The 19,829-nt window shown below is 49.2% G+C and carries 25 protein-coding genes, 2 rRNA genes and 1 pseudogene (1 of these 28 running past the window's edge); 19 read left to right on the top strand and 9 right to left on the bottom strand.

The window, feature by feature from the left end; all coding sequences use genetic code 11:
* From A0V43_RS16675 to tsaD, 6 genes are all read left to right on the top strand, one after another.
* A 23S ribosomal RNA gene (locus A0V43_RS16675) occupies positions 1 to 2,453 on the top strand (it extends 477 nt beyond the left edge of the window).
* Between the two features lie 362 nt (positions 2,454 to 2,815).
* A 5S ribosomal RNA gene (rrf, locus tag A0V43_RS16680) occupies positions 2,816 to 2,932 on the top strand.
* A 232-nt stretch (positions 2,933 to 3,164) separates the two neighbouring features.
* Positions 3,165 to 3,623 (top strand): tRNA (adenosine(37)-N6)-threonylcarbamoyltransferase complex ATPase subunit type 1 TsaE, encoded by a 459-nt coding sequence (tsaE, locus tag A0V43_RS16685; RefSeq protein WP_013144048.1) that lies wholly within the window; start codon positions 3,165 to 3,167, stop codon positions 3,621 to 3,623.
* Positions 3,620 to 4,360 (top strand): tRNA (adenosine(37)-N6)-threonylcarbamoyltransferase complex dimerization subunit type 1 TsaB, encoded by a 741-nt coding sequence (gene tsaB / locus A0V43_RS16690; protein ID WP_015373795.1) that lies wholly within the window; start codon positions 3,620 to 3,622, stop codon positions 4,358 to 4,360. Before tsaE ends, tsaB begins: the two co-directional genes overlap by 4 nt.
* Positions 4,320 to 4,772, top strand: coding sequence for a ribosomal protein S18-alanine N-acetyltransferase (gene rimI, locus A0V43_RS16695; RefSeq protein WP_011229747.1), 453 nt, complete (start codon positions 4,320 to 4,322; stop codon positions 4,770 to 4,772). The genes tsaB and rimI overlap by 41 nt, the downstream gene beginning before the upstream one ends.
* Positions 4,769 to 5,782 carry a tRNA (adenosine(37)-N6)-threonylcarbamoyltransferase complex transferase subunit TsaD gene (gene tsaD, locus A0V43_RS16700; RefSeq protein WP_013144049.1) on the top strand — a complete coding sequence of 338 codons (1,014 nt, stop codon included), beginning with the start codon at positions 4,769 to 4,771 and terminating at the stop codon, positions 5,780 to 5,782. Before rimI ends, tsaD begins: the two co-directional genes overlap by 4 nt.
* Positions 5,783 to 6,103: 321 nt before the next feature.
* Here the strand turns inward: tsaD and A0V43_RS16710 are convergent, their stop codons facing one another.
* Complete coding sequence (locus tag A0V43_RS16710; RefSeq protein WP_015373796.1) at positions 6,104 to 8,029, bottom strand: ABC-F family ATP-binding cassette domain-containing protein; 1,926 nt, start codon at positions 8,027 to 8,029, stop codon at positions 6,104 to 6,106.
* A gap of 96 nt (positions 8,030 to 8,125) precedes the next feature.
* Here A0V43_RS16710 and moaC point away from each other — a divergent pair, with 96 nt between their 5' ends.
* Genes moaC through tatC form a run of 4 tightly spaced genes read left to right on the top strand, consistent with a single transcriptional unit; the run spans position 8,126 to position 10,205 of the window.
* Positions 8,126 to 8,614 carry a cyclic pyranopterin monophosphate synthase MoaC gene (gene moaC, locus A0V43_RS16715; RefSeq protein ID WP_011229750.1) on the top strand — a complete coding sequence of 163 codons (489 nt, stop codon included), beginning with the start codon at positions 8,126 to 8,128 and terminating at the stop codon, positions 8,612 to 8,614.
* Between the two features lie 15 nt (positions 8,615 to 8,629).
* Entirely contained in the window at positions 8,630 to 9,271 is a 642-nt protein-coding gene (locus tag A0V43_RS16720; protein WP_063193593.1) for a redox-sensing transcriptional repressor Rex, read from the top strand.
* 17 nt (positions 9,272 to 9,288) lie between these two features.
* Positions 9,289 to 9,441 (top strand): twin-arginine translocase TatA/TatE family subunit, encoded by a 153-nt coding sequence (gene tatA / locus A0V43_RS16725; protein ID WP_063193594.1) that lies wholly within the window; start codon positions 9,289 to 9,291, stop codon positions 9,439 to 9,441.
* 20 nt (positions 9,442 to 9,461) lie between these two features.
* Positions 9,462 to 10,205, top strand: a complete 744-nt coding sequence (gene tatC / locus A0V43_RS16730) for a twin-arginine translocase subunit TatC (RefSeq protein ID WP_013144053.1) — start codon at positions 9,462 to 9,464, stop codon at positions 10,203 to 10,205.
* A 181-nt stretch (positions 10,206 to 10,386) separates the two neighbouring features.
* Here tatC and A0V43_RS16735 read toward each other — a convergent pair whose 3' ends face one another.
* On the bottom strand, positions 10,387 to 10,566 hold the full coding sequence (locus A0V43_RS16735) for a YdiK family protein (RefSeq protein ID WP_013522803.1): 180 nt from the start codon (positions 10,564 to 10,566) through the stop codon (positions 10,387 to 10,389).
* Entirely contained in the window at positions 10,563 to 11,297 is a 735-nt protein-coding gene (locus A0V43_RS16740) for a CPBP family intramembrane glutamic endopeptidase (protein WP_063193595.1), read from the bottom strand. Before A0V43_RS16740 ends, A0V43_RS16735 begins: the two co-directional genes overlap by 4 nt.
* Before the next feature lie 355 nt (positions 11,298 to 11,652).
* Here A0V43_RS16740 and groES point away from each other — a divergent pair, with 355 nt between their 5' ends.
* Both groES and groL read left to right on the top strand, forming a co-directional pair.
* A complete protein-coding gene (gene groES, locus A0V43_RS16745; protein WP_013144057.1) occupies positions 11,653 to 11,937 on the top strand; it encodes a co-chaperone GroES in 285 nt (94 codons plus the stop codon).
* Positions 11,938 to 12,041: 104 nt separating this feature from the next.
* Positions 12,042 to 13,658 (top strand): chaperonin GroEL, encoded by a 1,617-nt coding sequence (groL, locus tag A0V43_RS16750; RefSeq protein WP_063193596.1) that lies wholly within the window; start codon positions 12,042 to 12,044, stop codon positions 13,656 to 13,658.
* A 78-nt stretch (positions 13,659 to 13,736) separates the two neighbouring features.
* Here the strand turns inward: groL and A0V43_RS16755 are convergent.
* Positions 13,737 to 14,920, bottom strand: a pseudogene (locus tag A0V43_RS16755) (tyrosine-type recombinase/integrase).
* Positions 14,921 to 14,922: 2 nt separating this feature from the next.
* On the bottom strand, positions 14,923 to 15,105 hold the full coding sequence (locus A0V43_RS19880; protein ID WP_236930849.1) for a hypothetical protein: 183 nt from the start codon (positions 15,103 to 15,105) through the stop codon (positions 14,923 to 14,925).
* Between the two features lie 148 nt (positions 15,106 to 15,253).
* Between A0V43_RS19880 and A0V43_RS16760 the strand changes: the two genes are divergently transcribed.
* A complete protein-coding gene (locus A0V43_RS16760; RefSeq protein ID WP_063193597.1) occupies positions 15,254 to 15,874 on the top strand; it encodes a hypothetical protein in 621 nt (206 codons plus the stop codon).
* Positions 15,875 to 15,900: 26 nt separating this feature from the next.
* Here A0V43_RS16760 and A0V43_RS16765 read toward each other — a convergent pair whose 3' ends face one another.
* A complete protein-coding gene (locus A0V43_RS16765) occupies positions 15,901 to 16,344 on the bottom strand; it encodes an ImmA/IrrE family metallo-endopeptidase (RefSeq protein ID WP_063193598.1) in 444 nt (147 codons plus the stop codon).
* Between the two features lie 20 nt (positions 16,345 to 16,364).
* Entirely contained in the window at positions 16,365 to 16,814 is a 450-nt protein-coding gene (locus tag A0V43_RS16770) for a helix-turn-helix domain-containing protein (protein WP_053413634.1), read from the bottom strand.
* A 141-nt stretch (positions 16,815 to 16,955) separates the two neighbouring features.
* Between A0V43_RS16770 and A0V43_RS16775 the strand changes: the two genes are divergently transcribed.
* From A0V43_RS16775 to A0V43_RS19885, 3 genes are all read left to right on the top strand, one after another.
* Positions 16,956 to 17,186, top strand: coding sequence for a helix-turn-helix transcriptional regulator (locus tag A0V43_RS16775; RefSeq protein WP_429903927.1), 231 nt, complete (start codon positions 16,956 to 16,958; stop codon positions 17,184 to 17,186).
* Positions 17,187 to 17,398: 212 nt separating this feature from the next.
* On the top strand, positions 17,399 to 18,154 hold the full coding sequence (locus A0V43_RS16780) for a phage antirepressor KilAC domain-containing protein (protein WP_063193600.1): 756 nt from the start codon (positions 17,399 to 17,401) through the stop codon (positions 18,152 to 18,154).
* Positions 18,155 to 18,169: 15 nt separating this feature from the next.
* Positions 18,170 to 18,307, top strand: coding sequence for a hypothetical protein (locus tag A0V43_RS19885; protein WP_164834627.1), 138 nt, complete (start codon positions 18,170 to 18,172; stop codon positions 18,305 to 18,307).
* Positions 18,308 to 18,312: 5 nt separating this feature from the next.
* Here the strand turns inward: A0V43_RS19885 and A0V43_RS16785 are convergent, their stop codons facing one another.
* A complete protein-coding gene (locus A0V43_RS16785; protein WP_063193601.1) occupies positions 18,313 to 18,513 on the bottom strand; it encodes a hypothetical protein in 201 nt (66 codons plus the stop codon).
* A gap of 291 nt (positions 18,514 to 18,804) precedes the next feature.
* Here A0V43_RS16785 and A0V43_RS20830 point away from each other — a divergent pair, with 291 nt between their 5' ends.
* Positions 18,805 to 18,933, top strand: coding sequence for a hypothetical protein (locus A0V43_RS20830; RefSeq protein WP_257722293.1), 129 nt, complete (start codon positions 18,805 to 18,807; stop codon positions 18,931 to 18,933).
* Here A0V43_RS20830 and A0V43_RS16790 read toward each other — a convergent pair.
* Positions 18,926 to 19,153: a hypothetical protein gene (locus tag A0V43_RS16790; RefSeq protein WP_063193602.1), complete on the bottom strand. Its 228-nt coding sequence runs from the start codon at positions 19,151 to 19,153 to the stop codon at positions 18,926 to 18,928. The two genes, A0V43_RS20830 and A0V43_RS16790, sit on opposite strands and share 8 nt — an antisense overlap.
* A gap of 81 nt (positions 19,154 to 19,234) precedes the next feature.
* On the opposite strand from A0V43_RS16790, the gene A0V43_RS16795 reads away from it, so the two are divergent.
* Both A0V43_RS16795 and A0V43_RS16800 read left to right on the top strand, forming a co-directional pair.
* Positions 19,235 to 19,543: a phage protein gene (locus A0V43_RS16795; protein WP_033012596.1), complete on the top strand. Its 309-nt coding sequence runs from the start codon at positions 19,235 to 19,237 to the stop codon at positions 19,541 to 19,543.
* A gap of 2 nt (positions 19,544 to 19,545) precedes the next feature.
* Positions 19,546 to 19,821 (top strand): hypothetical protein, encoded by a 276-nt coding sequence (locus A0V43_RS16800; RefSeq protein WP_014194702.1) that lies wholly within the window; start codon positions 19,546 to 19,548, stop codon positions 19,819 to 19,821.
* Positions 19,822 to 19,829: the final 8 nt, after the last annotated feature.

Here is a 19,829-nt window from a genome sequence, read left to right on the forward strand (position 1 = left end):
AATACTCCCTAGTGACCGATAGTGCACCAGTACCGTGAGGGAAAGGTGAAAAGCACCCCGGGAGGGGAGTGAAAGAGAACCTGAAACCGTGTGCCTACAAGTAGTCAGAGCCCGTTGATGGGTGATGGCGTGCCTTTTGTAGAATGAACCGGCGAGTGACGATGGCGTGCGAGGTTAAGCCGGAGAGGCGGAGCCGCAGCGAAAGCGAGTCTGAACAGGGCGTGTGAGTACGTCGTCGTCGACCCGAAACCAGGTGATCTACCCATGTCCAGGGTGAAGGCCGGGTAACACCGGCTGGAGGCCCGAACCCACGCACGTTGAAAAGTGCGGGGATGAGGTGTGGGTAGGGGTGAAATGCCAATCGAACTTGGAGATAGCTGGTTCTCCCCGAAATAGCTTTAGGGCTAGCCTCGGGTTTAGGAGTCTTGGAGGTAGAGCACTGATTGGGCTAGGGGCCCAAACCGGGTTACCGAACCCAGTCAAACTCCGAATGCCAATGACTTATGCCCGGGAGTCAGACTGCGAGTGATAAGATCCGTGGTCGAGAGGGGAACAGCCCAGACCGCCAGCTAAGGCCCCGAAGTGCACGTTCAGTGGAAAAGGATGTGGAGTTGCAAAGACAACCAGGATGTTGGCTTAGAAGCAGCCACCATTTAAAGAGTGCGTAATAGCTCACTGGTCGAGTGACTCTGCGCCGAAAATGTACCGGGGCTAAACGTGCCGCCGAAGCTGCGGGATGACCGTTGGTCATCGGTAGGGGAGCGTTCTAAGGGCAGAGAAGCCAGACCGGAAGGACTGGTGGAGCGCTTAGAAGTGAGAATGCCGGTATGAGTAGCGAAAACAGAGGTGAGAATCCTCTGCGCCGAAAGCCTAAGGGTTCCTGAGGAAGGTTCGTCCGCTCAGGGTTAGTCGGGACCTAAGCCGAGGCCGAAAGGCGTAGGTGATGGACAACAGGTTGAGATTCCTGTACCACCTTCTTCCCGTTTGAGCGATGGGGGGACGCAGGAGGATAGGGTGAGCAGGCGGCTGGAAGAGCCTGTCCAAGCCGTGAGGCTGATCTGCAGGCAAATCCGCGGATCATAAGGCCAAGCGGTGACGGCGACGGAGTGATCCGGAAGTCCCCGATTTCACACTGCCAAGAAAAGCCTCTAGCGAGGGAAGAGGTGCCCGTACCGCAAACCGACACAGGTAGGCGAGGAGAGAATCCTAAGGCGCGCGGGAGAACTCTCGTTAAGGAACTCGGCAAAATGACCCCGTAACTTCGGGAGAAGGGGTGCTCTTTGGGGTGAAGAGCCCTGAAGAGCCGCAGTGAAAAGGCCCAAGCGACTGTTTATCAAAAACACAGGTCTCTGCGAAGCCGAAAGGCGACGTATAGGGGCTGACACCTGCCCGGTGCTGGAAGGTTAAGGGGAGCGCTTAGCGGAAGCGAAGGTGCGAACCGAAGCCCCAGTAAACGGCGGCCGTAACTATAACGGTCCTAAGGTAGCGAAATTCCTTGTCGGGTAAGTTCCGACCCGCACGAAAGGTGTAACGACTTGGGCGCTGTCTCAACGAGAGACCCGGTGAAATTATACTACCTGTGAAGATGCAGGTTACCCGCGACAGGACGGAAAGACCCCGTGGAGCTTTACTGCAGCCTGATATGGAATTTTGGTATCGCTTGTACAGGATAGGTGGGAGCCTGGGAAGCCGGAGCGCCAGCTTCGGTGGAGGCGGCGGTGGGATACCACCCTGGCGGTATTGAAATTCTAACCCGCACCCCTTAGCGGGGTGGGAGACAGTGTCAGGTGGGCAGTTTGACTGGGGCGGTCGCCTCCCAAAAGGTAACGGAGGCGCCCAAAGGTTCCCTCAGAATGGTTGGAAATCATTCGGAGAGTGCAAAGGCACAAGGGAGCTTGACTGCGAGACGGACAGGTCGAGCAGGGACGAAAGTCGGGCTTAGTGATCCGGTGGTTCCGCATGGAAGGGCCATCGCTCAACGGATAAAAGCTACCCCGGGGATAACAGGCTGATCTCCCCCAAGAGTCCACATCGACGGGGAGGTTTGGCACCTCGATGTCGGCTCATCGCATCCTGGGGCTGTAGTCGGTCCCAAGGGTTGGGCTGTTCGCCCATTAAAGCGGTACGCGAGCTGGGTTCAGAACGTCGTGAGACAGTTCGGTCCCTATCCGTCGCGGGCGGAGGAAATTTGAGAGGAGCTGTCCTTAGTACGAGAGGACCGGGATGGACGCACCGCTGGTGTACCAGTTGTCCCGCCAGGGGCACCGCTGGGTAGCTATGTGCGGACGGGATAAGCGCTGAAAGCATCTAAGCGTGAAGCCCCCCTCAAGATGAGATTTCCCACCGCGTTAGGCGGGTAAGATCCCTCGAAGATGACGAGGTCGATAGGTCCGAGGTGGAAGCGTGGCGACACGTGGAGCTGACGGATACTAATCGATCGAGGGCTTGACCTAGTGAGAAAAGTGAAAGCGCCGCGATTAGCTCTCGAAGCCAAATGTTCTTCACCCGCAGGGGTGCTTGCACCCCGAGGGGGAAGGTTATTTGGCAGAAGAGAGCTAGGCGCTGGAACTGGACAAAGAAAAGCGCAGGCGAGCGGGTCGCCGCGACGGGCAAATGTTCTTCGCCTGCAGGGATGTTCACATCCCGAAGGCGAAGGTTATTTGACCCCGAGCGGCGGCGAGCCGGAGCTGGACAATGCGAAAAGCGCAGGCGAGCGGCTTCTTCCGACGGTTATCTAGTTTTGAAGGAATGAATTTCCTTCTTGACATTGTTTGTTTTTCAAGTATAATAAATGATGTCAAAATCCAACCGCTTGCCTAGTGGCTATAGCGGAGGGGAAACACCCGTTCCCATCCCGAACACGGAAGTTAAGCCCTCCAGCGCCGATGGTAGTTGGGGCCAGCGCCCCTGCAAGAGTAGGTCGCTGCTAGGCAGCTTCATTCACCAGGGAGTTTCGACACGCCTCATTCCCTTTTTCTTTTTAGGGGCGATTGCGCAACAGGGCGATCTGTCAGCGAGCCAAAAGGCTGCGCGGGATCGTCCTTTTTGTTTTTCCTTTTCTCCTATGCCTATTTTTCGTTTTGGAAGTGGCGGCAAGATGTTCGGATATGATACAATTTCAAAAGCAAGAGTGAAGATGATAAAAGGGGATAAGGTAGAACAAAATGAAAAAAATTGAAATTTTGGTGCATTCTCCGGAAGAAACGAAGTCGGTGGCCCGCCGGCTGGCGGAACATCTTGAGCCGGGAATGGTCATCGCATTAGAAGGTGATCTCGGGGCGGGAAAGACGACGTTTACGAAAGGTCTTGCTGAAGGGCTGGGCATTACGCAAACGGTCAATAGCCCGACGTTTACCATTATTAAGCAATATGATGGTCGGCTTCCGCTTTATCATATGGATGTATACCGACTTGAAGATGAATGGGAAGATCTTGGATTTGACGAATATTTTGCTGGCGATGGCGTCACGGTTGTTGAATGGGCGCATTTGATCGCCGGCCAGTTGCCTGAGGAACGGCTGACCGTTTTCTTGTTTCATCGTGGCGGCGATGAGCGGTTGCTTCGCTTTGAGCCGTCGGGGGAGCGTTATGAACAGTTGTGCAAGGAGATTTTTCCGTCATGAAAGTATTGGGAATTGATACATCGAATATGCCGCTTGGCATTGCGTTGGTAGATGGTGATGTCGTGAAAGGGGAATTCATCACCAATGTGAAAAAAGACCATTCATCCCGGGCGATGCCAGCCATTGAGTTGTTGCTTCGACGATGTGACGTTGCTCCAAAAGATCTCGATTTAATCGTTGTAGCGAAAGGGCCGGGGTCGTATACCGGGGTGCGGATCGGCGTGACGATTGCGAAAACGCTTGCCTGGTCGCTCGGTATTCCGATCGCCGGAGTGTCGAGCCTTGAGGTGCTCGCCGCCAATGGCCGTTATTTTCCTGGGGTGATCGTTCCGCTGTTTGACGCACGGCGCGGACAAATTTACACGGGGCTTTATCGCTACGAAGGCGGTGCGCTCCGCTGCCTTGAGGAGGATCGGATTGTGGCGGCGGATGAGTGGGCGCGTCGGTTGAGCGAGCGGGAAGAGGATGTATTGTTCATTGGTGCGGATGCACCGCTATATCGTGATTTGTTTCGAAGTCATTTAGGCGAACGGGTTCACGTGGCTCCGTCGTCTTTGGCGTTGCCGCGTCCGAGCGAGTTGGTGATGCTAGGCAAACAAAAAGAGCGCGAGAACGCCCATGTGTTTGTGCCGAACTACCTCCGCCTTGCCGAGGCGGAGGCGAAATGGCTCGCGAAACAAAAAGGGGAACAGAACGATGGGGATCAATGTTCAATTTCGGCCAATGACCATTCATGACATTGATGAAGTCGTGCAAGTCGAGCGGGCATCGTTTACTTCGCCTTGGAGCCGTGAATCGTTTTACAACGAGCTCATGTACAACCGCTACGCCAAATATATCGTCATGGTGTACAACGGGCGGATCATCGGGTATGGTGGGATGTGGCTTGTCATCGATGAGGCGCATGTGACGAATGTAGCCGTGTTGCCGCAGTTTCGTGGGCAAAAGCTTGGTGAAGCGCTCATGCGGCGCTTGATGGACATGGCCAGGCAGCACGGGGCGGCGACGATGACGCTTGAGGTGCGCGTGTCCAATCATGTTGCCCAGTCGCTGTACCGAAAGCTAGGGTTTCGCAACGGAGGCATTCGCAAACGGTATTATCCGGATAACTTTGAAGACGCGTTAGTCATGTGGGTGAAGCTGAGATGAATGAGGACGTATATGTATTAGGCATTGAAACGAGCTGCGATGAAACGGCGGCAGCAGTCGTGAAAAACGGAAGAGAGGTTTTATCGAATGTAGTGGCGTCGCAAATGGAAAGCCATCGGCGGTTTGGCGGCGTCGTGCCGGAAATTGCTTCCCGCCATCATGTGGAGCAAATTACGCTCGTTATTGAAGAAGCGATGCAGCAGGCCGGCGTATCGTTTGCGGGCCTTGATGCGGTGGCGGTGACGGCCGGACCGGGGCTTGTCGGAGCGCTTCTTGTCGGGGTCAACGCGGCGAAAGCGTTAGCGTTTGCCCATGGATTGCCGCTTATTGGGGTGCATCATATCGCCGGTCATATTTACGCCAATCAATTAGTGGCTGAAATGAAGTTTCCGCTGTTGGCGCTCGTCGTTTCCGGTGGTCATACGGAACTCGTGTTCATGAAGGAGCATGGGAATTTTGCGGTGATCGGTGAAACGCGCGATGACGCTGCCGGTGAGGCGTATGACAAGGTGGCGCGGGCTTTAGGCCTTCCGTACCCAGGAGGACCGCACATCGACCGGCTGGCTCATGAGGGAGAGCCAGTGATTGATTTGCCGCGAGCGTGGCTTGAGGAAGGTTCGTATGATTTCAGCTTCAGCGGCTTAAAATCGGCGGTTCTCAATGCGCTCCACAACGCGAAGCAGCGCGGCGAGGAGATCGATCCGAGACAGATGGCCGCGAGCTTTCAGGCCAGCGTCGTCGATGTGCTGGTGACGAAAACGGTGCAGGCCGCCAAAGAATACCGCGTACGGCAAGTGCTGCTCGCCGGGGGGGTGGCGGCCAACCGCGGGCTGCGGGCTGCACTGCAGGATAAAATGAAAGAGCTCCCCGATGTGGAGCTTGTCATCCCGCCGTTATCGCTATGCACCGATAATGCTGCGATGATTGCCGTTGCGGGAACAGTGTTATATCAACAAGGAAAGCGGGCTGATTTGGCGCTCAACGCCAATCCAAGCTTGCCGCTTGTCTAGGCAGTTGGCTGAAACGCGAAAGACACCGAAGGGCGATCCGTTTGCGGCAGGCAAACGGATCGTCCTTTTTGTTTTCATGTGAAAAAAGTTTGTGTATATTTTTATCCACAAATCTGTGGACAATGTGGAAAAAGCGGTAAAACATGATCAACATAAGAAAAACAATACACAGCGATTTTTGTGCAAAAGGAAGATGTTTTTTGTGGATAATGTGGAAAAGTTGGTGAATAACTTATATTCCATGGTGGAAATTGTGGATTCTTTTGTGGATAATGTGACTAACTAAAGAACAACCCGCCGAAACTAGAGGCGGGTTGTCGGTTATAGTGAAGTATAAAGCTGTTCCCATTCGGCCAATAACGTTTCGACTCGCTGCTTCCGCTCGTCGTTTTCTTGCGTCAATCGTTGCATCGTCTCATAGTCGCCGTAAACGGATGGATCACAAAGTTTTTGCTCGATCTCAGCGATTTGTGCTTCAAGCGCTGCAATCTCGGCTTCGATTTCATCCAAGCGGCGTTGGCGCTGGCGCCGTCGTTTTTTTTCCTCTTTTTCTTGCTCGTATGTCGTTTTGGCAGAATCACTTGCCGTTTCTGTCGGGCGGACGTTCAGGAGCGCCAATTCGCGCATTTCTTCTTTTTTGGCGATGTAGTAATCATAGTCGCCTAAGTATTCCGTTAGGCCTCCGCTGGAAAGTTCAAACACCTTTGTTGCGATTCGGTTGATGAAATAGCGGTCGTGGGAAACGAACAAAATCGTTCCCGGGTAGTCGATGAGCGCTTGCTCGAGCACTTCTTTGCTGTCAAGGTCGAGATGGTTTGTCGGTTCGTCCAAAAGAAGGACATTTGCTTTTTGCAGCATCAGCTTGGCGAGCGAAAGGCGTGCTTTCTCCCCGCCGCTTAAAGCGGAGACCGGTTTTAAAACGTCATCGCCGGAAAACAGGAAGTTGCCGAGCACGGTGCGAATTTCTTTTTCCGTCTTTTCGGGGTAGGCGTCCCACAGCTCGTCAAGCACCCGTTTGTTCGATGACAAATCAGCTTGGTCTTGATCGTAATAGCCGATTTGGACGTTTGCGCCGTAGCGGAGCTCTCCTGTTTGGATAGGGAGTTTTCGGGCGATCGCCTTCAGCAATGTCGACTTGCCGATGCCGTTCGGCCCGACTAGGGCGACGCTTTCGCCGCGCGTGATGCGGAAGCTGATTTGGCGGATGATGGGTGCACCGTCGTCATAGCCAACGGCTATGTCTTCAGCGGTGAGCACTTCATAGCCGCTCGGTCGATCGATCGAGAACGAAAAGGAGGCTGATTTTTCATCGCCGACAGGCCGTTCGAGCCGTTCTATTTTTTCCAGTTGCTTTCGCCGGCTTTGCGCCCGTTTGGCCGTCGAGGCACGTGCGATGTTGCGCTGGATGAAGTCTTGGAGTCGGGCGATTTCTTCTTGCTGTTTCTCGTACCGTCTTAACTCTTGTTCGTATTGCTCGGCCCGCAACTCCAAATAGCGGCTGTAGTTGCCGGCATAGTGTTTGAGCGTGGCATTCGACAGTTCGTATACGTCGGTGACGATTTTGTCTAAAAAGTAGCGGTCGTGGGAAACAACCAGGACGGCACCGGGATAGGCTTGCAAGTACTGCTCCAGCCAGGCGAGCGTCTCAAGATCCAAATGGTTCGTCGGCTCGTCCAAAATCAATAAATCCGGCTTGGACAACAGCAATTTCCCAAGGGCAAGCCGCGTCCGCTGTCCGCCGCTTAACGACGAGACCGGCGTAGTTTTATAATCATATGAGGAAAACTGCAGCCCGTGCAAAACGGAGCGGATGTCGGCTTCGTATTGGTAGCCGCCTTGTTCTTTGTATTGTTCTTGCAGCTCGTCATACATTTTCAGCGTTTTTTCATAGCGAGCGGGATCGGCGAGTACGTCCGGGTCGCCGAGTTGCATGCTGAGTTCGGCGAGCTGTTTTTCGAGTCCGAGAAGCGGGGTGAATACCTCAAGCATTTCGTCCCAAATGGAACGCGGCGAGTCGAGCCCGCTGTTTTGCGCCAAATAGCCGATTTTGATATGGTTTGGTTTGATGATTTTGCCGCTGTCGAAAGAGAGTTCACCGGCGATGATTTTCAACAATGTCGATTTTCCCGCTCCGTTGCGGCCGACAAGGGCAATTCGGTCGCGGGACTGTATTTCTAGTTTTATATTCGATAAAATAAGGTCAGCGCCGAAATATTTCGTGAGCCCGTGCACTTGCAAAATGATCATGTCCGTCACCTCGCGAATAGTTTAACGCAAGTCGCGAAAACGGTCAAAGACGAATGATGAAAAATCGTGTATAGTGTATAAATGGAGGAGATTGTATTGTCATCGTTCACTCATTTCAATGAACAAGGGCGCGCGAAAATGGTTGATATTACGCACAAAGAAGATACTGTGCGAGTGGCTGTGGCGCAAACGAGCGTGACTGTCAGCCGGGAAATTTACGAAAAAATGACGAGCAATGCGATCGAGAAAGGGGATGTGCTCGCCGTCGCTCAAGTGGCGGGGGTGATGGCGGCGAAGAAGACAGCTGACCTTATTCCAATGTGTCACCCGCTTATGTTAAAGGGTGTGGACATTGCTTTTGCTTGGGAAAACGATGGAGAAGCGCATAAGCTCGTCATCACGGCAACGGTGAAAACGAAAGGGAGCACAGGAGTGGAAATGGAAGCGCTGACGGCCGCTTCGGTCTGTGCGTTGACAGTGTACGATATGTGCAAGGCGCTTGATAAAGGAATGGTCATCGGTCCGACGTATTTGGTCGAAAAAACGGGCGGGAAGTCTGGCCATTACCGACGGAAAACCGATTAGCTAGGGGATGAGATCATGAGCAACGAACAACCGAAAATTCCGCAGGCAACCGCCAAACGGCTGCCGCTTTACTATCGGTTTTTGAAAAACTTGCACGCTTCCGGCAAGCAACGCGTCTCCTCTGCCGAGTTGAGCGAGGCGGTGAAAGTCGATCCGGCGACGATCCGCCGTGATTTCTCCTATTTTGGCGCGCTTGGCAAAAAGGGATACGGGTATAATGTCCATTATTTGTTGTCGTTTTTCCGCCGGACGCTTGAAGAGGATGAGGTGACCGAAGTCGCCTTGTTTGGCGTCGGCAATTTAGGCACCGCCTTTTTAAACTATAATTTTTCGAAAAACAACAATACGAAAATCGTGATGGCGTTTGATGTCGATGAGCGGAAAGTAGGGACGACAGTCGGCGGGGTGCCGGTCTATCATCTCGATGAGTTGGAGGAGCGGCTTCACGAAAACATCCCGGTCGCCATTTTAACCGTGCCGGCCGCCGCGGCTCAAGCGCTGACCGACCGCCTTGTCGCGCAAGGAATTAAAGGCATTTTAAACTTTACTCCGGCGCGGTTGAACGTGCCGAACCATATTCGCGTCCATCATATCGATTTAGCCATTGAGCTGCAGTCGCTCGTCTATTTTTTGAAAAACTATCCATCGCCATCGTAAAAAGGAGAGAACAACACATGAAATATTTGTTGCTCGTTGCTGTGATTTTGTTGCTGTTTGGCACGAAAAAGCTGCCGGAATTAGGGCGGTCGTTCGGCCAGTCGCTTCGCGAGTTTAAAGACGCCACAAAAGGGCTCGCTGATGACGAAGAAACGAAAAACGACCGATGACAAGGCAGGATGGAGAAACAATGAATGACAAAGAAATGTCGGTGTATGAGCATCTGGGTGAACTGCGAAAACGGCTCATCATCGTGCTCATCTTTTTTGCTGCGGCGCTTGTCGTTAGTTTCTTTTTTGTCGATGATGTCATTTTGTATTTGCAGCGAACGGCCGAGGCGAAGCATTTGACCATGAACGCCTTCCGCCTCACCGATCCGATTAAAGTGTATTTTCAGTTTGCCTTTGTCATCGCGGCTGTGCTATCGGCTCCGGTGCTGTTGTATCAAATTTGGGCGTTTGTCAGCCCCGGTCTGTATGAAAAAGAGCGGAAAGTGACGTTAAGCTATATCCCGGCGTCGATCGTTCTTTTTTTAGCAGGCGTCAGCTTCGCTTATTTCGTCTTGTTTCCGTTTGTCGTTCGATTTATGAGCCAGCTGGCTGACCAACTAGGGGTTCAACAAATGATCGGCATTAATGAATATTTTCAGTTTTTGCTTCAGCTCGTGCTGCCGTTTGGCATCGTGTTTCAGCTGCCGATCGTCGTGTTGTTTTTCACCCGCTTAGGGCTTATTACGCCGCAGCTTCTTGTTCGCATCCGCAAGTATGCGTATTTGGCGCTGCTTATTTTAGCGGCGGTCATTACGCCGCCGGATGTGCTGTCGCAAGTGATCGTCATGATTCCGCTCACCATTTTGTATGAAGGAAGCATTTGGGTGGCGCGCATCGGCTATCGGAAAGCGCAGCGAGCAGCCGAGGAGGAAGGCAATGAGTGAGGCGGGAGGAAAAACATGAAGAGGAAAGCGAGCAAGGCCGGGCCAAACGAAGGGGCTGTCTCAAAAGCCACAAAACAGGACTTTGAGGCCGGCCTCTTGTTTTTTGTTTCCATTTTCACAATATGATCGCCGTCATGAGATTGATGTTCTGGTCCCTTCCCGTCCGAATCACGGGAAGGGGTCAGCGTTTTGAGGCGAAAAGAAGGCGAAGGGCGGTGCCGAAATCAAAGGCAGCGAGCGCCGCTAAAGCGATGGTGGAGACGTTCCAAACCGTTTCATGAGCACTTTCGATGGCCAAATACGTAAACATTGAGCCTAAGACGAAATACAGAAGCGAAAACAGCCGAGGATTTCGCATCATAGCCAAACCCTCCAAACGGCGAGCGGCAGCTCGGACTGGCGCATCATGTTCTCAATTTTGTCGGCCAACAGCGTCTGCATGGCGACGACGAACGTATTCATGGAGACATGGGCGAAAATCGGCACGAAAATGCGTCCGGTTTTCGCGTATAAAAACGCGAATACCATCCCCATGGATGTGTACAGAAGCAAATGTTCCGGCTCCATATGGACAATGGCAAACAAAAGCGAACTGACAAGCGCCGCCAACCAAAAGTTGTATTTTTCATAAAGCGAGCCGAAAATGATTTTGCGAAAGATGATCTCCTCCAAAATCGGGCCGATGATGGAGGTGACGACGATAAGCAGCGGCGTCAGGCGGATGATATCGATGATTTGCCTTGTATTTTCCGACCCTGGTTTGATGCCGAGCAGCCGCCATTCGATGTTGGCGGCGATGCTTTGCGCCGTGAGCGCCAAAAAGACGCCCAAGACCGCCCACATCCACGAGGAACCAAGCGGCAGCCGCCGCATCATTCGTTCGTTGCGGTCACCGCGGAGCAGCCATAGGACAATGACAAAAGCGAGCAGGAAACTAATGATCGCCCAATACCCGGAAGCCAGTTTGGCGGCTTCGAGGCGGCTTTCCGTTCCTTGGCCGACGCCGAGGGCGCGAAGAAGCGGCACGCCGACAAAGGCGGACAGCTGCATGACGATATACGTGATGATGACGTACCAGTGGTTGCGTTTCAAACCCTCTACCCCTTTTATTTCAAATTATATCCGTATTGTAGCACATGTATAGCGAAAATAGTAAGAAAACTGCATCCTCGCATCCCACTTCACCGCCGCAAAAAAATGAATCGGAGCCGTTTATCAGTCCGAGGAATGTGAAATAATGAAAACGGGCTCCGCGCGGATGGGGAGTAGAGGCAAAACAACCGGCTCCTTTTGCTCTTTCTTCTTTAGGAGAGAAAAACCGTTATTTTTTTGCATTTCCTACTTGCAAAACGGAAAGAAGTTCATTAATATTATAAGTGTGTTAGCACTCAATAGTGACGAGTGCTAATAAGAACGGCGAAAACTATCGTTAAGGAGGTTGTTTCCCGTGTTGAAGCCATTAGGCGATCGCATTGTCATTGAAGTCGTGGAAACAGAAGAAAAAACGGCTAGCGGCATCGTTCTGCCGGATACGGCGAAAGAAAAACCGCAAGAAGGCCGCGTTGTTGCTGTCGGTGCAGGCCGCGTGCTCGATAACGGCCAACGCATCGCGCCGGAAGTCGAAGTCGGCGACCGCATCATCTTCTCGAAATATGCGGGCACAGAAGTGAAATACGACGGCAAAGAATACTTAATCTTGCGCGAAAGCGATATTTTGGCTGTCATCCGCTAATATATGCGTTCATCACATAAACATTCCGAAAACATACTGGGTATTGAATCGGATACTTAACTTGTGGCACGCAGTCCAACAATTTCATAAGGAGGTAACGGGGTATGGCAAAGGAAATTAAGTTCAGCGAAGAAGCGCGCCGTGCGATGTTGCGCGGGGTGGACAAACTCGCAGACGCAGTGAAAGTCACATTAGGTCCGAAAGGCCGCAACGTCGTATTGGAGAAAAAATTCGGTTCTCCGCTCATCACGAATGACGGGGTAACAATCGCGAAAGAAATCGAACTCGAAGACCCGTTTGAAAACATGGGCGCGAAACTGGTCGCTGAAGTCGCCAGCAAAACGAACGACATCGCTGGGGACGGGACGACAACGGCTACCGTATTGGCTCAAGCGATGATCCGTGAAGGATTGAAAAACGTGGCAGCTGGCGCCAATCCGATGGGCATCCGCCGCGGGATTGAAAAAGCGGTAGCGGTAGCGGTTGAAGAATTAAAAGCCATCTCCAAACCGATCAAAGGAAAAGAATCGATCGCCCAAGTGGCTGCGATCTCGGCTGCTGACGAAGAAGTCGGCCAATTGATCGCTGAAGCGATGGAACGCGTCGGCAATGACGGCGTCATCACGCTTGAAGAATCGAAAGGCTTCACGACGGAACTCGACGTTGTCGAAGGGATGCAATTCGACCGCGGTTACGTTTCGCCGTACATGATTACGGATACAGAAAAAATGGAAGCCGTTCTCGAAAATCCGTACATCTTGATTACGGACAAGAAGGTATCGAGCATCCAAGAACTGTTGCCTGTTCTTGAGCAAGTCGTGCAACAAGGCCGTCCGCTTTTGATCATTGCGGAAGATGTTGAAGGCGAAGCACTCGCGACGCTTGTTGTCAACAAATTGCGCGGCACGTTCAATGCGGTAGCTGTCAAAGCGCCTGGCTTCGGTGACCGCCGCAAAGCGATGCTCGAAGACATCGCGATTTTAACGGGCGGTGAAGTCATCTCCGAAGAGCTCGGCCGCGAACTGAAATCGACAACGATCGCTTCGCTCGGCCGTGCGTCGAAAGTTGTTGTTACGAAAGAAACGACGACGATCGTCGAAGGCGCTGGCGATTCGGATCGCATCAAAGCGCGCATCAACCAAATCCGTGCGCAGCTTGAAGAAACGACTTCGGAATTCGACCGCGAAAAACTGCAAGAACGCTTGGCGAAACTCGCTGGCGGCGTAGCGGTCATCAAAGTGGGCGCAGCGACAGAAACGGAATTGAAAGAACGCAAACTGCGCATTGAAGATGCGCTCAACTCGACTCGTGCTGCGGTTGAAGAAGGCATTGTCGCTGGCGGTGGCACGGCGTTGATGAACGTCTACAGCAAAGTTGCGGCCATCGAAGCGGAAGGCGATGAAGCAACCGGCGTGAAAATCGTCTTGCGCGCGATCGAAGAACCGGTTCGTCAAATCGCGCAAAACGCTGGTCTGGAAGGCTCGATCATCGTTGAGCGCCTGAAAAACGAAAAACCGGGCATTGGCTTCAACGCGGCAACAGGCGAATGGGTCGACATGATCGAAGCTGGCATCGTGGACCCGACGAAAGTCACTCGTTCGGCGCTGCAAAACGCTGCATCTGTCGCCGCAATGGTCTTGACGACAGAAGCGGTCGTTGCCGACAAACCGGAAGAAAACAAAGGCAACAACAACATGCCGGATATGGGCGGCATGATGTAATCATCGCCTCCAACCCTTTGGAACACTGGGGTTCTCCCCGGTGTTCTTTTTGTTTTGACCACATTTTGACCACGAAAATCACAAATTTTTGATGAAGTTGCTCATAAGCTCGCTAAATTTCTGCGAAGCTCTTTCTTCCAAATCTTTTGTTAGATGCGCATAAATGTTCATGGTTGTTTCGATATCTGCATGGCCGAGGCGCTGCTGGATTTCTTTGATTCCCACTCCTGCTTCAATAAGTAAACTAGTATGAGTGTGCCGAAGGGAGTGAGGTGTTACATGTTTATGAATGTTTGCGATTCTCAGTAGTCGCTTCATTCTGATTTCAATTTTTTTAGGCACTTCAGGGAATCCACTTGGCCGCGCAAACACGAAACCCAGATCGTGATATAACTCTCCCATTCGCAATTTGATTTCATTTTGCTCAGCTTTGTGCTTCTTTAGAAGTGAAATGATGTTTGGATCGACTTTGATGGTTCGAATGGATCCCTGTGTTTTAGGGGCAGTAATTGATAATATCTTTCGTTGTTTCTAGGGCTGTACAACGTTTTTGTAATCGCAATGGTATGTTCTTTAAAGTTAATATCCTTCCACTGAAGGGCCAGTAATTCACCTAGCCGCATACCAGTGTATGCCAAGGTTGAAAACACGACATAATCCATAGCCAGCCCGTGTTCTTGGGCTGTTTTCAAAAAGAGGGCTAACTCATGCTTTTCTAAAAATTTCATGTCTTTATTGCCGCTTTCAATGTCCTCCACTGTTTTTTTCTGCTTAGGCACCTTGGCGTATTCCGTAGGATTAGAGTTTATCAATTCCAATTCCATCGCTTTTTTAAAAATCATTCTCCCTGTTGTATGAATTCCGTCTAGGGTGTTGTCAGCATATCCTTTTTTCTTGAGATCCAAGAGCATGTCTTGATACATTTTTCGTGTAACATCCTTTAGCTTCAAGTTGCCGAAGTAACGCATCAAGTGCCCCAGTTCATGTTTCCTGGCGCGAATGGTGCTTATTTTTGCGGTCTCGCTGTATATTGCTAACCATTCTTGTGCGAAATCCTTGAATAGTATATTCGTGTCCTTCACGTAACCTCCGTTATTTATTTCGTCGTACAATTTGGCCGCAGCCAACTGCGCTTCTTTTTTCGTCTTAAAGCCTCGACGTGTCGTCGTTTTCCGTTTCCCGGTCGCCGGATCGATGCCGACATCCATTTTAAACATCCATTTCTCGCCGTCTTTCGTTTTATACTTTTGGAACGAAGCCAATGTTATCGCTCCTTCTCGTCTAAGTTTTCGATGATGATTTTCTGACCGTTTTCTAAAACACCAACGAGTTTGCCATCCTCTACGGTGATTCGTGAAAATACAGGAATACTGGCCATTGAGCAGCTGTTTGTTTTCTTTTTCTTCTTATTACGATAGTCGTCCAAGTGAATAATCAATCTGATCATCTCCTTTTTATAGAAATATATGTTTGATTCGGAAGTCAAAATTTTTTAGATGCACCGCCCCCTCAAGGATTCCTTTTAAAAAATGATAGAAAAAATAGTTAATTAATACCTATAATGAAAGAGTAAAAATTATTTGTAGGGGATTTGTATGAAAAAAATTGCAAAAATTATGTGGATTTTCATTTTAACTCTCACTGTTTCGTTTACAGTTATAGGTCTAATATTTGGTAAAGAAGACACATCATCAAACAAACCAAAACTTACACTTGAACAACAAATGGTTAAAGAGGCTGATGAATTCATAGCGAAATATCCAAAAATGGACATTCAACTATTTAAAAAAGAAATTGTTCCGTTCCTAACTCAAACAATTTCTACGGGTGGCGAATTTTATTTAGAACCGTCAAGTAACTACAAAGGTAATTTTATTGCTTCATATGACAATCTCGAAATTAAAAAAATGAACTTTAAACAAGCTACGGAAGACGGGTATAAATTTACATATTTTATTCATCGATTCGCCAACCATTACAAACTACCGATCATCGCTAGCTCTTTTAATGTTGTCGACATGAACGTAACACCAAACCAACAGGTATTGTTTTCTTTCGGCGTGGACGTAGCCAAAAAAGCACCTAAAGGAGCATTCGATAAATCACCTCTTCCTTTAAAGGATTTTATCGACTTTATGAATGAAAATGTTAATGCTGGTGTTGATAGTAATGGGAAAACAAATTACAAAATTCGTTGCATGTTTCGCGCTAACTAAAAAGAGCAACCATTTGCGTTGCTCTTTTAAATTTTCAACTCTTTCTTCAAATGAACTACCTCTTTAGGTATTCCATACGTTGTCGCAACTTCATAAATGGTCATATCAGTGTTTCGATATGTATAAATACAATCATCTGGGAGAAGAAGTTCCACTGCAAATTCATTTGCTTCTCGTTCCACTTTGTCCATACAGAAAAGTGTGTTTTTTCGCAAAAATGAAGTGCTAAGTTCGGGATGCAACACCGCATGCCCCAGCTCGTGCGCGCAAACGAAGCGTTGCATTGGCTCGTCCAACTCTGAATTGATATGAATGATCTGAATCCGACGGAACGTATGATGATACCCGTATATCCCGCCCAGCGGCTCAAACAACAGCACAATGCCTTTCTGTGATGCGATCTCAAAGGGGTTGTTCGTGCCGTGCTTTCGGATCATCTTCTCTACAATTTGTTTGATCTTTTCAGCCATAGCGAACCCCCTGGAGATGGTTATTCTTTTCGATATTTCTTCGGCGTGAATTTTTGCTTTGCGATGCGCTTGGCGAGGCGGAGAGAGTTTTCCAAAGATGCGATCAGCAGTTCCCGATCCTCTTCATCGAGTTCGTCGATGTCCATTCCACCAAACGCAGCGAAACCATTTTTACTACTTAACCCCTCAATAATTTTTTCGAGTTCTCTTTGAATGTTCCGTTCTTCTCTTTCAGTTAATTCAGGAAGCGACGAGGAAGGGTTATCAGTTCTACCAAGAAGATAATCCGTTGATACATTAAAAAAGTCAGCCAACTCAGAGAGAGTCGATGATTTAACCTCTCTTTTTCCTACTTCCCACATTGCAACAGTTGAAGGCGAAACGTTGATTTTCTTTGCAAACTCCTCTTGCGAAAGTCCTCTTTTCTTCCGCAATAATGCAATTCTTTTGCCGACTACCTTGTTATCCAATTTAATCACTCTCCTTATCAATCAATTATACTTACAATTAGTGAGTAAATAAATAATTCTCACAAAAAGTGAAAAATCCTATTGACTACTCACTTAAAGTGTGTAAAAATTTAATTAGTCACAGAAAGTGAGGTGATGAGATTGAACGAGGAGTTGATTAAGGCTAGAAAAGCATTGGGGCTGTCGCAGGCAGAAGCTGCAAAAAAAATCGGCATATCTCCCGGGATGCTCGCGATGTTAGAAACAGGGAAGAGAAGTGGGAGCGACCGAACAAAGATTAAGATTGCCATGTTTTATAAAAAGAGCGTGGAAGAACTTTTTTTTAAACATAATCTCACTTTATGTGAGTGTAAAGGTGAAAACGCAGGATAAACTCACTAAAGGTGGGGGGTGAAACAGTTGGATCCAGTTAGTTTGTCGGAATTCAAAAAACAATTCCCGATTTTTAAAGATATTCCGGACAATGAGTTCACTTATCACAATGGCAAATGGCTTATATCGCTTAAAGCGGCAAAACAACTCGCGTACAAACATAAGCACAAAAAGTTGATCAAATACATTAACGGAGTGGAGGGGAAAACCAAATGAACCAATTACAGATTTTTAATCATCCGATGTTCGGCGATGTTCGATTCGTCGAAATTAACAACAATCCACACGCCGTTGGTAATGATGTTGCAAAAGCATTGGGGTACAGCCGGCCGCACGAAGCAATTTCAAGTCACTGCAAGGGGGCGGTAACTTACCGCATCCTTACTAATGGAGGAGAGCAAACGGTGAAAGTTATCCCAGAAGGGGATATATACCGCTTGATCATTAAGGCGGCTGATCAGAGCAAAAATCCGGAAATCAGACAAAAGGCGGAGGAATTTGAAAAGTGGATATTTGAAGTAGTCCTCCCAACCATCCGTCGAACCGGCGGCTACGTCGCGAACGAGGACATGTTCATCAATACGTATCTTCCGTTTGCGGATGAGCAGACGAAGCTAATGTTCCGTGGCGTGCTGGAAACGGTGCGCCGGCAAAATGAGCAGATCGCGGCGATGAAGCCAAAAGTGGAGTATTTCGATGCGCTGGTTGATCGGAACTTGCTAACGAATTTCCGCGATACAGCGAAAGAATTGCAAGTGAAAGAACGTTTCTTCATCGACTGGTTGCTGAAAAATAAATTCGTCTATCGCGATCAGAAAAAGAAACTCAAACCGTACGCAGCGTATGTGCCAGAGTTGTTTGAGTTAAAAGAATGGGAACGAAACGGACGAGCTGACGTGCAGACGCTCATCACGCCAAAGGGACGAGAGACGTTTCGATTGTTGTTGAAGAAAGAGCAAACCGCGTGAAAGGAGGTGAGGGGAATGAAAGACATGATTAAACTACCGAACGAAACGCTAACAAAAACAAAAGAACTTTTGCAATTTGCCTACGAAAAAGGATGGGACGAAGAAGACCTTTACGTTATCGCAAAGATCATCATCGCCCATTATGAAGAGTAAAAGTTCTATTTACTGCCGTAAAACTCCTTTAAGGCTTGTCCTTTGTTTTCTGCAATAACTGTTTTGTTGTAATTTACTGCTTCTTCAAATGCAGCAACGTATAGTTTTAGTTTTTCTTTCGCAATAGTTTCTGGAGAGTCGCCATTTGTGGAGACTGAGCTAATAACAGCTAAAGCAAATTTTTCAGGGTCTATGTTTTTTAACACGGTCTCACCTCCCTTCCATAAACATTTCAACGCGAAGGGAGAAAAACCTGCAATAGACCGCGTGAAAGGGGGTGAGGAAATGGACATCGAGAAACGGTTAGCTGAATTAGAAGCGCGTGTCACCAAGTTAGAAAAGGAAACCGCCGAGGGACGACGGCTCAGGTAGATATCGATACAATCGCGAGAAAAATTTACGAAATATCTAAACATTAACGTTTAGTTAATTCATCCACAACTCGTCGTCTTATTTCGACAGGAAGGAGGAAAATTCTTCGAAGGAGGTGAGATGGAATGGAAGTGAAAGTAAAAATATCTTGCCCAAACGTGGAAGAAGCAAAACAGATTGTTGAACAACTATTGGAATTTGAAAAAGAGCACAGCACACGCTGCACTCTTTTTGTGGAAGTTGAAATCAGTTAACTCGGAATAACAACAAGTATTCAATATCAGACGCTTCGAGCCATGCGATGTTGTTTTTTCCGACAAACGAAAGCACTCCTTTAGATGGAAGCACAAAGTTTTCAAAGTCAGTGTTTTTAGAAACAGAGCTGTCGGATTGACTTATGCGATTAATTGATACTAAGTCGGCAACAGCAACAACTTTTCCTGATTTTAAAACAATTTCTGCATTCCAGCTCATTTGAACACCTCCCTTCCCTGGTCACTATTCGACAAGAAGGGAGGAAATTCCTACGAAAAAGGAAGGGAAGTCGTCGTGCAAATGGTGGTGCAGGTTCCCGACATTGATAAATACGTGAAGGATCTCGTCCGCCAAGCGTATGAGTTGGGGGTGGAGGAAGGGCGAAAGAGATATAGCTATCCTCCAGTCCTAACTAGGAAAGACTTAGCAGAAATCTTCCAGGTCCAGCTTTCCACGGTAAGCAATTTAACCGATATTCCAGGCTTTCCAAAGCTCACGCACATTCGCGCCCGATATCCTCGCGATCAGGTGTTTCGCTGGATTGAAGAAAATTCGACCTATTTGGATCAAGTGGCGCCTAATCGAAAAATTGGGAGAAGGAGTGAATGATGATGCAAATCAAAAACATCTCGCTCGATGAGTTGCCCAGCGGCGTCAGAAAAGTAGCAGATCGGGCGTTCGTTGAATGGAAAGTCAGAAATGTCTTTCGAGTCACTGAATTGGATTTCGGTGACGGCCGGGTGTACTACGAGATCAGCGCGATCAGTGACAGCTTCATTCTTGAGCTGAGTGTCAGCGAACTGGGAGTTGAACACGTCAACCGCATCGGAGTGGATACGGTTCGCGACGCGATCAAAGCGCATCCAGAACGCTTCGGTCTCGAATGAAGGAGGTG

The organism is Geobacillus sp. JS12 (genome assembly GCF_001592395.1).
Classification (GTDB): Bacteria; Bacillota; Bacilli; order Bacillales; family Anoxybacillaceae; genus Geobacillus; species Geobacillus zalihae.